The sequence below is a fragment of the Actinoplanes subtropicus genome (assembly GCF_000721705.1).
Taxonomy (GTDB): Bacteria; Actinomycetota; Actinomycetes; order Mycobacteriales; family Micromonosporaceae; genus Actinoplanes; species Actinoplanes subtropicus.
In genome coordinates this window covers 105,450-119,726 of the sequence record NZ_JOJL01000010.1, presented here as the reverse complement: position 1 = coordinate 119,726, position 14,277 = coordinate 105,450, and the positions used below count along the sequence as shown (strand labels likewise).

16 protein-coding genes are annotated in these 14,277 nt (G+C 70.7%); 5 read left to right on the top strand and 11 right to left on the bottom strand.

Going from position 1 to position 14,277, the window contains the following annotated elements; all coding sequences use genetic code 11:
* Positions 1-30 precede the first annotated feature (30 nt).
* Entirely contained in the window at positions 31-819 is a 789-nt protein-coding gene (locus IH26_RS0115835; RefSeq protein ID WP_030436958.1) for an alpha/beta fold hydrolase, read from the top strand.
* Here the strand turns inward: IH26_RS0115835 and prfH are convergent.
* The 3 genes from prfH to IH26_RS62850 form a co-directional block, all read right to left on the bottom strand.
* Positions 791-1,408, bottom strand: coding sequence for a peptide chain release factor H (prfH, locus tag IH26_RS0115830; RefSeq protein WP_030436957.1), 618 nt, complete (start codon positions 1,406-1,408; stop codon positions 791-793). The genes IH26_RS0115835 and prfH overlap by 29 nt on opposite strands.
* Positions 1,405-2,469 (bottom strand): RNA ligase RtcB family protein, encoded by a 1,065-nt coding sequence (locus IH26_RS0115825; protein ID WP_030436956.1) that lies wholly within the window; start codon positions 2,467-2,469, stop codon positions 1,405-1,407. The genes prfH and IH26_RS0115825 overlap by 4 nt, the downstream gene beginning before the upstream one ends.
* Before the next feature lie 66 nt (positions 2,470-2,535).
* Complete coding sequence (locus tag IH26_RS62850) at positions 2,536-3,303, bottom strand: GNAT family N-acetyltransferase (protein ID WP_245665218.1); 768 nt, start codon at positions 3,301-3,303, stop codon at positions 2,536-2,538.
* Positions 3,304-3,395: 92 nt separating this feature from the next.
* On the opposite strand from IH26_RS62850, the gene IH26_RS0115815 reads away from it, so the two are divergent.
* From IH26_RS0115815 to IH26_RS0115805, 4 genes are all read left to right on the top strand, one after another.
* Positions 3,396-4,202: a hypothetical protein gene (locus IH26_RS0115815; protein WP_157437210.1), complete on the top strand. Its 807-nt coding sequence runs from the start codon at positions 3,396-3,398 to the stop codon at positions 4,200-4,202.
* Between the two features lie 18 nt (positions 4,203-4,220).
* Positions 4,221-4,586, top strand: coding sequence for a VOC family protein (locus IH26_RS0115810; protein WP_030436953.1), 366 nt, complete (start codon positions 4,221-4,223; stop codon positions 4,584-4,586).
* A gap of 274 nt (positions 4,587-4,860) precedes the next feature.
* Positions 4,861-5,280: a hypothetical protein gene (locus IH26_RS61285; RefSeq protein WP_169789757.1), complete on the top strand. Its 420-nt coding sequence runs from the start codon at positions 4,861-4,863 to the stop codon at positions 5,278-5,280.
* Positions 5,256-5,738, top strand: a complete 483-nt coding sequence (locus tag IH26_RS0115805) for a hypothetical protein (protein WP_169789756.1) — start codon at positions 5,256-5,258, stop codon at positions 5,736-5,738. Before IH26_RS61285 ends, IH26_RS0115805 begins: the two co-directional genes overlap by 25 nt.
* 282 nt (positions 5,739-6,020) lie before the next feature.
* On the opposite strand, the gene IH26_RS0115800 is transcribed toward IH26_RS0115805, so the two are convergent.
* The 8 genes from IH26_RS0115800 to IH26_RS0115765 all read right to left on the bottom strand — a co-directional run bounded on the left by IH26_RS0115800 (position 6,021) and on the right by IH26_RS0115765 (position 14,273).
* Positions 6,021-6,773, bottom strand: coding sequence for an ATP-binding cassette domain-containing protein (locus IH26_RS0115800; RefSeq protein ID WP_211268655.1), 753 nt, complete (start codon positions 6,771-6,773; stop codon positions 6,021-6,023).
* Positions 6,773-7,807: an ABC transporter permease gene (locus IH26_RS0115795; RefSeq protein ID WP_051808181.1), complete on the bottom strand. Its 1,035-nt coding sequence runs from the start codon at positions 7,805-7,807 to the stop codon at positions 6,773-6,775. The genes IH26_RS0115800 and IH26_RS0115795 overlap by 1 nt, the downstream gene beginning before the upstream one ends.
* A gap of 13 nt (positions 7,808-7,820) precedes the next feature.
* On the bottom strand, positions 7,821-8,951 hold the full coding sequence (locus tag IH26_RS0115790) for a sugar ABC transporter substrate-binding protein (RefSeq protein ID WP_030436949.1): 1,131 nt from the start codon (positions 8,949-8,951) through the stop codon (positions 7,821-7,823).
* Between the two features lie 22 nt (positions 8,952-8,973).
* A complete protein-coding gene (locus tag IH26_RS0115785) occupies positions 8,974-10,086 on the bottom strand; it encodes an aldose epimerase family protein (RefSeq protein ID WP_245665216.1) in 1,113 nt (370 codons plus the stop codon).
* 279 nt (positions 10,087-10,365) lie between these two features.
* A complete protein-coding gene (locus IH26_RS0115780) occupies positions 10,366-11,067 on the bottom strand; it encodes a DivIVA domain-containing protein (RefSeq protein ID WP_030436947.1) in 702 nt (233 codons plus the stop codon).
* 85 nt (positions 11,068-11,152) lie between these two features.
* Positions 11,153-11,713: a hypothetical protein gene (locus IH26_RS0115775; protein ID WP_157437209.1), complete on the bottom strand. Its 561-nt coding sequence runs from the start codon at positions 11,711-11,713 to the stop codon at positions 11,153-11,155.
* A gap of 33 nt (positions 11,714-11,746) precedes the next feature.
* Positions 11,747-12,343, bottom strand: coding sequence for a TetR/AcrR family transcriptional regulator (locus IH26_RS0115770; RefSeq protein WP_030436945.1), 597 nt, complete (start codon positions 12,341-12,343; stop codon positions 11,747-11,749).
* A complete protein-coding gene (locus tag IH26_RS0115765) occupies positions 12,336-14,273 on the bottom strand; it encodes an acetyl/propionyl/methylcrotonyl-CoA carboxylase subunit alpha (RefSeq protein ID WP_030436944.1) in 1,938 nt (645 codons plus the stop codon). The genes IH26_RS0115770 and IH26_RS0115765 overlap by 8 nt, the downstream gene beginning before the upstream one ends.
* Between the last annotated feature and the right edge of the window lie 4 nt (positions 14,274-14,277).

The window sequence follows — 14,277 nt, the reverse complement described above, 5'->3', positions numbered from 1 at the left end:
GTATCGGCAAGAATCGAGTGAGGAGCGACCATGAGCCACGCGGACGTCAACGGCATCAACCTCTACTACGAGATCCACGGCACCGGCCGCCCGCTGGTGCTGCTGCACGGCGGCCTGGGCAACGGGGAGATGTTCGGACCGAATCTGACCGCTCTGGCCGCCGAGCGCCAGGTGATCCTGCCCGATCTGCAGGGGCACGGCCGCACCGCCGACATCGACCGTCCCCTCGACGTACGCCTGATGGCCGGCGACATCGCCGCGCTGATCGACCACCTCGGTCTCGACCGGCCGGACGTGGTCGGCTACTCGCTCGGCGGCGGCGTCGGCATGCAGCTGGCCTTCCAGCACCCGGAGAAGGTCGGCCGGCTCGTCTCGGTCTCCGCCGGCATCCGGCGCGACGCCACCTACCCGGAGATCCTCGAGCAGCAGGGCCAGGTCAACGCCGCCGCGCTCGAGTTCATGAAGCAGACCCCGATGTACGAGCTGTACCAGCGGGTCGCGCCGCGCCCGGAGGACTTCCCGCGGCTGCTCGACAAGATCGGCCGGTCGATGGCGGTGGACTTCGACTTCACCGAGGAGGTCCGCGCCCTCACCGTGCCCACGATGATCGTCGCGGGCGACGCCGACATGTGGCCGCCGAGCCACTTCGTCGAGGTGTTCAAGCTGCTCGACGGCGGTCTGCGGGACGGCGGCTGGATGGCCGAGGGGCGGCCCGCGGGCGGGCACGCGCTGGCGATCCTGCCCGGCGTGACCCACTACAGCATGGGCACGTCGCCGCTGCTGGCCGCCGTCACGTTGGACTTCCTGGCCGAGAAGTGAAGGTCCGGACCGGGTCGCCGCGGACCAGGTCGTCGTGGATCTGCCAGCGGGCGTCGGCCAGGGCACGGGCCGACGCCGCGTCACCGGCGGCCAGCAGCTCGCGCAGCCGGCGCAGGGCGAGGGAACGGTTGAGCGAGAACTGCCGCTCGGTGTCGGCCACCACCACGAGTCCGGACGGCCGGTGGGTGGCCCGCGCCGCCGTGCTGGCCTTGTTGCGGTGCTGACCGCCCGGCCCGCCGGTGCGCACCGCCACGACCTCCACATCGGACTCGGCGAACGGGGTGGCCGGCGCGTCGAGCGAGCACGGCCGGGCGGTCACGTACCAGTTCTTGCGCCCGTGGCCGCGCCGGTACGGGCTGGGCGCCTGCCAGCACAGCGTCCCGGTCCAGGCGGCGGCGAAGGCGTCGTCGCCGATCCGCAGCAGCACCGAGCGGAACGTGCCCGCCCGCTCGCCGTCGACCGCGTCGACCCGGGCGACCGCGACACCGTGCCGGGCGGCGTCCTTCTCGAGCCGCCCGACCAGCCGGGCCACCGCCCACGAGCACTCGGCCGGCCCACGCCCGGCGGAGAGCAGCAGATGGGTGGTCATCGGCGACCCACGGCGGCGGTCTTGTAGGTGACCAGGGGCAGCGTGGTGACGATCGGGGTGGCCAGCTCGTGCGCGGTCAGGTCGCCGATCACCTGCTCGATCCGCTTGTACGCCGTCGGCGCCTCCTCGAACAGCAGCTGCCGATCGCCGCAGACCACCAGCGAGCCCACCGGCGTACGGCGCAGCTCCTCGACCGTGTGCTTCGCCTTGCCCCGGCGCAGCGCGTCCGCCCGGGACATCTTGCGGCCCGCGCCGTGCGCCACCGAGAAGTTCGCCTCGGCCCCCGCGTGCGCGGCCACCAGGTAGGAGGCGGTGCCGCGGGTGCCGGCGATCAGCACGTCCCGCCCGTCGCCCCGAGCCGCGCCCTTGCGGTGCAGATAGACCCCGTCGGCGACGGTCACCAGGTTGTGACACTCGTCGACCAGCGGCTCACCGAGCTCGGCCCCGAGGGCACGAGAAACGCGGACGGCCAGCATGCGCCTGTTCAACGATCCCCACCGTACGGCCGAATCATGGTTTTCGAGGTAGCGCGCGGGATCGGGGGCCGGGCCCGCGCCGTGCAGCTCGGTATGGTCGCGCAGGATGCGCTCGCCGAGCCCGCGCGATCCGCTGTGGACGATCAGCACGAGGTCGCCCTTGGCCAGCCCGAGGCGCTCGCTGTGAAAGGCGTCGAGCACGGTGTCGACCCGGGCCAGCTCGACGAAGTGGTTGCCGCGGCCGACCGTGCCGAAGCTGTCGGTGTAACCGAGCGGCGGGTCCGTCGAGGGCGAGACCGGCTCGTCGAGGTCGGGGAAGCGGGCCGCGAGCTTCTCGGGCACCGGCCGTTTGACCCGGATCGGGAAGACCGCGATGCCGCAGCCGATGTCGGAACCGACCAGGAACGGATAGAGCACTGTGGAGCTCATCGCGGCGCCGATCGGGGCGCCCTTGCCGGGATGCAGGTCGGGCATGCCGGCGACGTGCAGCATGCCGTCGAAGGCGGCGACCTGGTGGCACTGATCGACGGCGGCGGACTCGATCCAGCTGGACGGGGACGCGAAAATCTTGACAGAAGCAGGCAAAGGCGAACGCTCTTTCTCAAAACGACAGGCAGAGCATCGCGTACGCCCGGCGGCGGGCCAACCGAATTACGACCCGAGCCGCTTCACATACCGCCGGCACGGCACGGCGACCCCGTCGGCCGCGTAGTCGAGCTCGCCGTCGTCGGCCCACCCGGACCGCTCGTAGAAGCGCCGCGCCCGCGCGTTGCCGGTCACCACCGCGAGCCACGCCACCTCGTGCCCGCCGGCCGCGACCAGCCGTTCCGCCTCGGCCAGCAGGGCGTCGGCCACCCCGCCGCCGCGGAACGACGCGTCCACGAAGACCTGCTCGACCTCGTCGCCGACCACCATCACGAAGCCGCCGACCTCGCCGCCGACCTCGGCCACCGTCGTGTCCGTGAGGCGGGCCGCCGCGCGGGTGCGGAAGTTCTCCGCCGTACGGATGGCGACCAGCTCCTCGGGCACGTGGCCGAGATGCCCGTCGTGCCAGCCCGCGTGCCAGATCGCCGCGACCCGCTCGGCGTCCGCGTGCCGGGCGCGCCGCAACGTCACCGGCGGCATGTGCAGCAGCTCGCGCAGCCGGGCGGTGAGCGACTCGAGCCGGGCGTTGGCGGCGGCGCGCTCGCCCGGGTCGGGGCGCCACAGGTGGAAGTCGGCGAAGTCGCGGCCGGGAGCATACAGACCCTGGAAGCGCGCGCGGGCCGCCCGCAGCGCCTCGTCGTCGGACGCGTCGGCGGAGAGGCAGACGGCGATCTGCCACATCCGCTGCTGCCAGGCGAAGCCGGCCCGGCTGTCGGCGGCGAGCAGGGCGGACAGGTCGGTGGCCGTCCGCCGGGCGAGGTCTCGGGTGGTCATCGGCGGGATACCCCCTGACGTCTCGGCGAGGTGCCCCCGACATTGTCAAACCGCCGCCGCCGATGGCAACCCCGCCCGGGCACAATGAGGTCGTGAAGCTGGGGGCGAGGCGGCTGATCGCCGCGGGGACGGTGGTCGTGGCGATCGGCGTGCTGGGCGGCGCGGTCGCCGGGTGGTGGCGGTGGGACACCGACCGCCGGCCGCATGTGGGCCAGGTGGTCGCCGACCTGAACGCGGCGGTGGCCGACGTCGTGGTCGCCGCCGGCGACGGCGCCGCGGTGGCGGTCAGCCCGGTGGTCGAGTCGGCGCGGTGCCGGCTGGGATTGCATCGGGGCGGACTGTTCAGCGCCCGGGCCGACCTCTACACCGACACCGGCGGCGAGGACGAGCTGATCGCCGCGATCGCCCAGCGGCTGCCGGCCCGCTACGCCGCCGGCCTCGGCCCCTCGATCGCCGGCGTGCGCACGCTGCGGGGCGCCCTCGGCGATGGCGTGACGGTCTCGGTGAGCCGGGTGAGCCCCGGCTGGCTGGCCGTGGTCGCGAGGAGCGCGTGCAGCCTCGGCCGGGCCGCCGCGCCCAGCCCGCCGGCCGGCGCGACGGCCGCCACCACGGCGCTGACCGGCCTGCTCGGCCGCCTCGGCACCCGGCCCGCGACGCTCACCGACCAGCGGGTCAGCTGCGCGGCCGGCGGCCAGGTCGACACGGTGGGCGCGGTCAGCGAGCCGGTCGACAGCGCGGGCCTGGCCGGCCGGCTCACCGGGATCGTCCCCGCCGGCGCCCACCGGTTCACCGCCGGCGAGTCCAACCGGGTCGTCTACCGCGCGGGCGCCGTCTCGGTCATCGTCGCCGCCTCCGACGACGGCACCGCCGTCACCGCCCAGTACACCACCGTCTGCTGAGCCCCGTATGGTGTCCCGATGGCGACGGTAAGGCAGGTCCAGGTCACCTTCGACTGCGCGGACCCGGAAAAGGTCGCGCGCTTCTGGAGCGAGGTGCTGGGCTACGTCCATGAGGGCACGGTCTGCGCCGACCCGAACGGCGTGGGCCCCCGGCTGTACTTCCAGCGGGTCCCCGAGGGCAAGGTCGTCAAGAACCGGGTGCACCTCGACGTGCGGGTCGGCACCGGCCTGGTCGGCGAGGAGCGGCTGGCCGCGCTGGAGGCCGAGTGCGCCCGCCTGATCCCCCTCGGCGCCACCCGGCTGTACCTGCTCACCGCCGACGAGGAGAACGAGTCCTGCCTGGTGATGCAGGACATCGAGGGCAACGAGTTCTGCCTCGACTGACTTCCAGGAACCACCCTTTCGTACGGCGGACCCAAGTCCCCGATGCGGCGCCCAGCGCCGTCGCTGGTCACCCTCCGCGCGCGGCCGCCGGGCTGTCCCGCGTGGGAACCCTCCCGGCCGCCGTTGGCCTTTGCCCCGGGCCCGCGACGGCCGGGCGCGGGGCCGGCGCCCCGGTGCGCCGATCGCCGCATCAAGTTGTCTATTGACCAGTAGGCGTTAGACAATAGACACTGTCCTTCGTGCCTCCCGCCAAGCACCGAAGGAGTCCCCAGCCATGAGCGGCCACGTCGCCTCTGCCCGCCCGGCGCCGCCCCGTGATTTCGACGGCATTTTCAAGGCGCTGTTGAATGCTCATCCCCGCGACGCCCTGCAGGTGTTGTGCGGCGCCACCCTGCGTGACGGTGACGTGGTCACCGCGGAGCCGACCGAGCAGCCGCGGCAACGCAGCCGGCAATGCGACACGGCCTTCGCGATCCGGCACGACGACGGCAGCCCGACCGACGTCTACCAGATCGAGGTCCAGGTCAACGCACCGAAGACTTCCAGGAACGCATGGTGTCCTACTGGGCGTCCCTGGCAACCCGGTACCGGCGCGCCACCCACCGCATCCACCAGGTGGTCCTCTGGCCGGAAGGTGACGGCTATCCGGGCCGTTTCGAACGCGATCAGGTGCGGCTCGACTACCACGCCGTGAACATTCCTGATGACCTCGAGGCAGACACGCTGCTGGTCAGCGCCAACCCCGCGCTGGCCCTGTTCGCCCGCAAACCCGCGCACGATCTCGTCGAGCGGGTCACCGACCGGATCGCCGCGACCGAGAAACACGACGACAAACTGCTGCAGGTCGAGCTGGGTATGCTGGTGGGAGGCGCCCTGGCGATCCAGTTGGTCGAAGCACTGCGAAGGAGTGGCATGAACGACATCCTCGAGCAGACCGAGACCGGCCGCGAGATCGCCCGCAAGAACCGCGAAGAGGGTCGCGAAGAAGGCCGCGAGGAAGGCTACGTCGCGTCGATGCGGGCCGTGCTCCGGGCGGCGTACGGCGACATCGCCGACCTCGATGAGCTTGCCCGGCGTCTGGCCGACCGCGATCACAGCGGCAACATCGCCCGTATCGTGGCCGGCGCGACGGTGGATGACCTGCGCGCCTGAGACGAGTGCCGTCTCAACCATGCCGCCAGCCAGTATCTGACTCGCTCGGCTAGAAAGCCGCCGTCAGCGCGTTTCGCAGCCTGCGTAGTTGGGCGTCGTCGAGGCGGCGGTCCTGGCGCGGGCCGCTTCCGTCGTTGACCGGTGCCCGGCGCGTAGGTGGCCGTGAACCCGCCGATGGCCCCGTCCCGATGACGTCCTCCGGGGCGCTTCCCCGCAGCGTACGGCCGGGGTGCGAGCACGCATAGTGAGATGTCCGGTTTCCGCAGGGCGACCGCGAGCGGTCTACTCGCCGCGGAGGCGGCGGTTGCGGTATTCGGCCACCACCAGTTCGGTCAGTTCCTCCAGGGAGACCTCCGAGGTCGGCTTGTCGAAGGTGATCGAGCCGTGTTGCAGCAGGTTGACGCGGTCGCAGACGTCGAGCACCTGCGCGTAGTTGTGGGCGATGATGATGACCGAGACCTCGCCGCGGGCCTTGAGGTCGCGGATCAGGTCGAGGATCAGCGTGCCCTCCTTGGCACCCATCGCGGCCAGGGGCTCGTCGAGCAGCAGGATCCTGGCGTCGGAGTAGACCGCGCGGGCCACCGCCACGGCTTGTCGCTGGCCGCCGGAGAGCTTGGCGACCTCGGCGTTGACGTTGGGGATGTTGACGCCCATGTCCTCGAGGTGAGCGCGGGCCAGCTTGCGCATCGCCCGGTTGTTGAGCAGCGGGCCGACCCGTAGCTCCCGGTTGAGGAACATGTTGTGGTAGACGGACAGTTCGTTGATCAGGGCCAGGCCCTGGTAGACGGTGTCGATGCCGAGGGAGCGGGCGTGGTCGACGCTGTGCAGGACCACTTCCTGGCCGTTGACCACGAGGCGGCCGTGGTCGGGGCGGTGGTAGCCGCAGATGACCTTGATGAGGGTGGACTTGCCGGCGCCGTTGTCGCCGATCAGCCCGAGCACCTCGCCCTGCTCGAGACGCAGGTTCACGTCCCGCAGGGCGGTCAGCGCGCCGAACCGTTTGGCGACGTGCTCGACGACGAGGACATCGGACATCATCCGCCTCCCGTCCGCCGCAGCCGCGACAGGTACTGGTTCGCGACCATCGACAGCAGGATCGCGCTGCCCAGGATGATGTTGAACGGGTTCGCGCTGATCCCGATCAGGTTGAAGCCGTTCTGCAACTCGGCGAGGATCAGCGCGCCGAGCAGCGCCCCGATCACCGTGCCGGAGCCGCCGGCCAGGGCGGTGCCGCCGATGACCGCGGCCGAGATCGCCGTGAAGACCAGCGCCGTGCCGCCGCCGATGTTCGGGTCGATGCTGTTGATCCGGAACGCCTCGAGGATGCCGGCCAGCGCGCCGAGCATGGCCGCCATCATGAAGTTTCCGATCTTGATGCGGTTCACCCGGATGCCGGCCTCGGTCGCGCCGATCAGGTTGCCGCCGACCGAGATCGTGTGCAATCCCCATCGCGTACGGGTGAGCACGACGTGATAGACCAGCACCACGCCCAGGCACCAGATCAGCGACGACCAGTCGCCGGCGCCGAAGATCGTCTGAATGCGCCCCTTGGCCGCCGACGGGATCTCCGCCGGGTAGGCGTGCGAGGTGACCAGGAGGATGCCGAGCAGCAGGTAGTACGAGCCCAGCGTGGCCACCAGCGACGGCACCTTGAACTTTGTGACGATGACGCCGTTGCAGAACCCGATGAACGCCGCGATCGCGAACGCGATCAGGAACGCCGGGATCACCGGGATGCCGTACAGATCGACGGCGTAGTGCACCAGGAACGGCGCGAGCGCCGCCACCACCCCGACCGACAGGTCGATCTCGCCGCTGACCAGCAGCAGCACGATGCCGACCGCGACGATCGCGGCCGGCGCGGTGGCCTGCGCGATGTTGCGCAGGTTGTCGTAGGTGAGAAAGACGTCGTTGGCGGCCCGGAAGTAGATCGCCATCGCGATCGCCACGATCAGCACGCTCGCCTCGCGCCAGCGCACCAGCACGGTGCCGCCGGTGCGCAGCAGCGTCAGGAGACGCCGGTCGCGCTGGGCCGGCGCCTCCTTCTGCCTCGGCAGGGTCCCGGTCATGCTGGGCCCGTCATCATGCGTGTGCGATGGGCCCGGAGCGCTCCACCAGCTTCACCGCGGTGGACGAGCCCTCGTACCGGGTCTGGGTGTTCTGATAGGTCGCGACGTTGTCCTTGGTCACGAACAGCAGGCCGGTGTTGGTCTGCGGCGGCGAGATGAGGCCGCCGGAGATCTTGAAGAGGTACAGGTAGAGCACCGGCAGGAAGCCCTGCAGGTACGGCTGCTGGTCGATGGTGTAGTCGAGGTCCCCGGCCTTGATCGAGTTGAGCGTCTCGGGAATCAGGTCGAAGCCGCCGGCCACCTTCAGGCCCTTGCTGCGCATGTTGTACTTCTTGACCGTCGCGCCGACGGCCTGGGTCGAGCCGGCGTCCACCGCGAGCATCCCGGCCAGGCCGGAGTGGCCCTGGGCGTACGCGTCGATGATGGACAGGCCCTTGGTCACGTCCGCGTTGGTCGCCACCGCGGTGAACTTCACCGCCCCGCCGGCGTCCTTGAAGGCCTGCTGCGCCCCGTCGATCCGGGGCTGGATGTTCAGCTGGCCCGGGGTGGCGATGAAGCCGACCACGTCGCCGGACTGCACCGCGGTCAGCGCGCGCTGGCCCAGCGCGTAGCCGGAGTCGAACAGACCCTGGCCGACGTACGTGAGCCGGTTGGTGCCCGGGTCGTCGCGCGCGCCGTCGGCGTTGTACGACACCACCGGGATGCCGGCGTTCAGGGCCTGGTCGACCGGCGCCTTGAAGGCCGACTTGTCCACCACCGCGATGGCCAGGCCGTCCGCCTTGCCGCTGATCGCCGTGTTGGTGGCGTTGACCATCTCGGCCACCACCGAGTTCTGCGAGCCGGTCCACTGGTACGAGCAGCCGAGCAGCTTGCACGCGTCCTCGGCGCCGTACTGGGTAGGGGTGAAGAACGGGTTGGTGGTGACGTGGTTGACGAAGACGAACTTCCAGTTCGGCGTCTTCGGGAAGTTGCCGATCGCGTCCGCGCTCGCCTTGTTGTCGTTCTTCGCGCAGGCGGACAGCAGCGCGGTGGCCGCCAGCGAGGCGCTGGTCAGGCCGGTGCCGGCGAGCAGCCGGCGGCGGGTCACCCCGCGGGGATCGAGTTGGTCGGCCGCCTCTTCGACGACCCTCGGTAGGTCATGCATGTCGGGGCTCCTGGCTGTCGCGTCAGTGCGCCACGCCGAGCTGGTAGACGGTCGTCGTCCGGTAGGTCTGGCCGGGTCGCAGGACCGTCGACGGGAAGTTCGCGTGGTTCGGTGAGTCCGGGAAGTGCTGCGTCTCCAGGGCGAAGCCGTCGCCCTGCCGGTACATGTGGCCGCTGGTGCCGATCAGCGTGGCGTCCAGGAAGTTGCCGGCGTAGAACTGGATGCCCGGCTGGTCGGTCCACACCTGCAGCTGCCGGCCGCTGGCCGGGTCGGTCGCCGTCGCGGCCAGTTCCAGGCCGGTTCCCTTCCGGTCCAGCACCCAGTTGTGGTCGTAGCCGCGGCCGATCACCAGCTGGCCGAAGCTGTCCCGGTTGCGGGCGCCGATCGCCGTCGCGTGGCGGAAGTCCATCGGGGTGCCGGCCACCGGGTCGATCGCGCCGGTCGGGATCAGTGTCGGGTCGACGGGGGTGTAGTGGCTGGCGTTGAGCCGCAGCTTGGTGGTGTCGATCGTGCCGGTGCCCTCGCCGGCCAGGTTCCAGTAGTTGTGGTTGGTGAGATTGATGATCGTCGGCTTGTCCGTGGTGGCCAGGTAGTCCATCCGGATGCCGTGGTCGTGGGTGAGCGTGTAGGTCACCGTGGCGTGCAGGGTGCCCGGGTAGCCCATGTCGCCGTCCGGGCTGGTCAGCTGCAGCTTGAGGGCGACGCTGTTGCCGTTCTTGATCGGGGTGGCCGTCCAGACGTGCTTGTCGAAGCCGACCGTGCCACCGTGCAGGCTGTTCGGGTCGTTGTTGATCGGCAGGTGATAGGTGACGCCGTCCAGCGTGAACGTGCCCTTGGCGATCCGGTTGCCGTAGCGGCCGATCAGCGCGCCGAAATACGGGCTCTTGGCCTGGTAGTCGGCCAGGTTGTCGAAGCCGAGGGCCACGTTGGTGACGTGCCCGTGCCGGTCGGGCATGTCGATCCGCTGGAGGATCCCGCCGTACGTGAGAATCTTGATTTTGATGCCGTTGTTGGTGAGGGTGTAGATGTCGACCGCCTCGCCACCGGTCGTCGTGCCGAACGGTTGTTTGGTGATCGTCGCGGACCCGCCGGCGAACGAACTGGACGCGGCAACCGCGCCCACACCGCCGGCCATCAACATCACCGCGCCGAGTCGGACAACGGTCCGGCCTAATGAGATCTTGTGCATCGTGCCTCGCCTCTTTCCGCGGCGCCACGCCCGTGCGTGGCAGGGCAGCGAGCAAACTTCGGGAGAGGAACGTTTCGCAACGACGGCGAAACCACAGCGCGAAGCCAAAGCTAGTATTTGCGATTGAGCAATGTCAACGCTAACAATTGTTGATCTGATAGATTGAGATCAAATAGCAAACGGCCCGGATATTGATCAATATCCGGGCCGTTTGCTATTTGATCGTCAGGCTTGCGCCTCGGGCGCGCTGTTCAGCTCCTGCAGCTGCTGGGTGACGTGGTTGTTCAGCGCGGCGTGGTAGCTCTGCGCGAGCTGGCCCAGCCGGTCGATCTCGTCGATCAGCGCGGCCCGCTTGGCGCCGATCGCGCTCATCGCCTCGGTGTGGTTGCGCCGCGCGTCGCTCTCGATCGTCGCCGCGCTCAGCTGCGCCTCGCTGGTGAGCTGCTCGGCCTTCGAGCGGGCCGAGGAGATCAGATCCTCGGTCTCCCGCTGGGCGTCGCGCATGTGCTCGTCGGCCGTGCGCTGCGCCATCATCAGCACCCGCGCGTTCCGGTCGTCGTCGCCCACCTGCGCGAACGAGCCCGACGGACCGCCGGTCTGGGACCGGGCCCGCTCGAGCTGGGACTGCATGCTGCGCGCGTTCTGCTCGGCCCGGTTGCGGGCCTCCTGCAGGCGCTCGAGCTGGGCCGACAGGTCGGCGAGCTCGGAGTTCATCACCATGGTGCGGTCCGCGCCGCCGCCGGACATGCCGCCCCCGCCGGTGCGGTCCATCCGGTCGCGCAGGGCGCCGTTCTCCTCGAGGAGCCGGATCAGCTCCTGCTCGACCTCGTCGAGGAACGCGTCGACCTCTTCCTCGTCATATCCACGTTTACCGATGGGTGGCTTCTTGAACGCCACGTTGTGGATGTCAGCTGGAGTGAGCGGCATCGTGCTCCTCGGGTCCCGTCGTCTGCGGTGGTGCAGCCAGATATGGTACGCAACGCTGCTGGGAGCCGTGCGGTCGGCGTGATCACTACTGCCCTTTTGTGGCGGTTTGCAGCAGGGCGGCGATCGCCAACGTCACCTCGTGGTTGCCCGTCTGGCCACAGGCCTCGTAGCGGATCGCCAGAAAGCGGACGTGCAGGAAGTAGACGAACGCGTCCGAGCAGCGCCCGGGCCCGCCGGCCGTCGCCTTGGCCTCGGTGGTGAGGCGCGGGTCGGCGGCCAGCTTCTGCAACCGGGCCTGCTGGGCATCGGTCAGCTTGCCGCGGGTGGCGGTCTTGCCGCCGTCCTCGCTGCGCCACCAGGTGCCGTCCGGGTTCACCTTGATGCTCACCTTGATCCCGGCGATTCCTCCCGATTTGACCAATTCCACCCCTTCGGGGGACGGGATCGTCGTCGGGGTGGGCGCGGTGGTCGGCGGTGCCGTCGTAGCGGTGGCCGGCGGGGCGGTCGGGGCGCTCGTGGCGCTCGTGACCGTTGCCGGGGACGAGCCCGCCAGGGAGCTCGCCCCGGCGGACGGGGTGGCCGTGTCCTTGCAGCCGGCCAGGGCGAGCAGGAGCAGGGCGGCGACCACTCTCATGTCGGCTTTCATGGGGGCCGAACCTATGCGTACGTGTCAATGCCGTCAATTCAGGGCGTCGGCCAGCCGGCTCGACCAGGCCCGGACCACCCGGGCCCGGCGCCGGGAGTCGTCGGTCAGCACGTCGGCCAGCGCCAGGCCCCGGGCCAGGTCCAGGGTGGCCTGGATCAGCGCGCGCACCTCGGGGTCGGTGTCGTCGGCGCCGAGCAGCCGGACGGCCCGCCGGTGCACGCCCCGGGCGAAGCGCTTCTCCAGCGGCACGACGGCGACGCGCAGCGTGGGATCGGCGGCGGCCGCGGTCCAGACCTGCAGGGCGGCCCGGAACAGCTCGCCGCCGATCGTCTCGACCAGGCCGGCGACGACCGCGTGGACCCGCTCGGGGCCGGTCCCGGCCGGCTCGGGCAGGGCGTCGAGCAGCGCCGCTCGCTCCTCGAACATGAACTCCAGGGCGGCCAGGATCAGCGCCTCCCGGGTGCGGAAATGATGCTGGATGGCGCCCCGGCTGATGCCCGCCTCGGCGGCGATGAAGCCCACGGTGGAGGCCTCCCAGCCGTGCTGGGCGAGACTCCGGATCGTGGTCTCCAGCAGGCGGCGGCGGGTGGCCCGGCTGCGGTCCTGTTTGGTCCCGGCGAGCTCAGTCATCGGCGGTCACGACGGCGATCGGGGTGCCTTGCGTGATCCGCTGGCCGACCGTGACCGGCAGGTCGGTGACGGTGCCGGCGGCCGGGGAGCGGACGACGTGCTCCATCTTCATCGCCTCCAGCCAGACGAGGGGCTGGCCGGCGGTGACGGTCTCGCCGGCCGTCACGCCGAGCCGGACGACGGTGCCGGGCATCGGGGCGGTCAGGGCGCCGGCGGGGAGGCGGGCGGAGGGGTCGGTGAAGCGGGGGAGCCGGCGCAGCTCGAGGGAGCCCCGGGGGCCGTCGACGACCACCCGGACGTCGTCGGACCCGAACCGGCCCACCGTCCAGGCTCGTCGCACGCCGTCGACGTCCAGTTCGACCCGGTCGGGCGCGGCGGAGATCAGATCTACTCCGTCCAGGCCGTCCACTTCGAGCCCGTCGCGGCCGAACCGGTACCTGACCGATATTTCTGATTTGTCGGAAAGGTACGCGCGGTGCCGGTAGCCGACGGGGATGTTGCGGAAACCGCTCCGGACGCCGGGAAGCAGGGGGCCGCGTTCCTGGGCGGCGTCGGCGAGGGCCGCCACCAGGGCGGCCAGGTCGGGGTGGGGGTGGGGCCGGATGAGGCCGGCGGGTGAATTGTCGGCATAAAAGCTGGTGCTCGCCGTGCCGTTCAGGAAGTCGGGGTGGAGGAGGCTGCCGACGAGCAGGTCGCGGTTGGTGGTCACGCCGTGGAGCCTCGAGCGCCGGAGGGTGGCCGCGAGGTGCCGGGCAACCGTCTCCCGGTCGTCGCCGTAGGCGATCACCTTCGCGAGCATCGCGTCGTAGTCAGTCCCTACGACGGTGCCCGGCGTGACGCCCGAGTCCAGGCGGATTCCCGCGACATTTTCGAAATATCCGGACACATTCGGAATGTCGAAGGTGGCGATCGTGCCGGTCTGCGGCAGCCAGTCGTTCGCGGGATCCTCGGCGTACAGCCGTGCCTCGATCGCGTGCCCGGTCATCGACGGCTCGGGGCCGGAGAGCGGCTTCCCGTCCGCCACGTCGAGCTGCAGGCCGACCAGATCGACCCCGGTGACGCACTCGGTGACCGGATGCTCGACCTGCAGGCGCGTGTTCATCTCCAGGAACCAGAACCCGCCCCGCTCGTCGGCCAGGAACTCGACCGTCCCCGCCCCTCGGTAGCCGACCGCGGCCGCCGCGTCCCGCCCCGCCCTGAGCAGCCGTTCCCGCAGGTCGCCGCCGAGCCGGTCGACCAGGGGCGACGGCGCCTCCTCGATGACCTTCTGGTGGCGTCGCTGCAGCGAGCACTCCCGCTCGCCGAGGGCCCAGATCGTCCCGTACGCGTCGGCAAGAATTTGAACTTCGACGTGGTGACCGTTCTCGAGGTAGCGCTCGCAGAAGACGGTCGGGTCGCCGAACGCGGCGGCGGCCTCGCGCGCCGCGGAGGCGACCGCGTCCGGCAGTTCGTCGAGTGAGCGGACGATCCGCATGCCTCGCCCGCCGCCGCCCGCCGACGCCTTGACCAGCACCGGCAGGTCCGCGTTGGTGATCGTCGCGACGTCCAGCCGGTCCAGGACGGGCACCCCGGCGACGGCCATCCGGCGCTTCGACTCGATCTTCGAGCCCATCACCGCGATCGCCTCCGGGGTGGGGCCGATCCAGGTGAGACCCGCTTCGCGTACGGTCGCGGCGAAGTTCGAATTTTCCGATAAAAAGCCATAACCGGGGTGTACGGCGTCGGCCCCGGCCCTGAGCGCCGCCTCGATGATCAGGTCGCCGCGGAGGTAGTCCGGGATGCGGACCGCGCTGTCCGCCTCCCGGACGTGCGGCGACCCCGCGTCGGCGGCCGAGAAGACCGCGACCGTGGCCAACCCCCGGCGACGGCAGGTGGCGAAGACCCGGCGGGCGATCTCGCCCCGGTTCGCGACCAGAACGCTGCTGATCATGCCT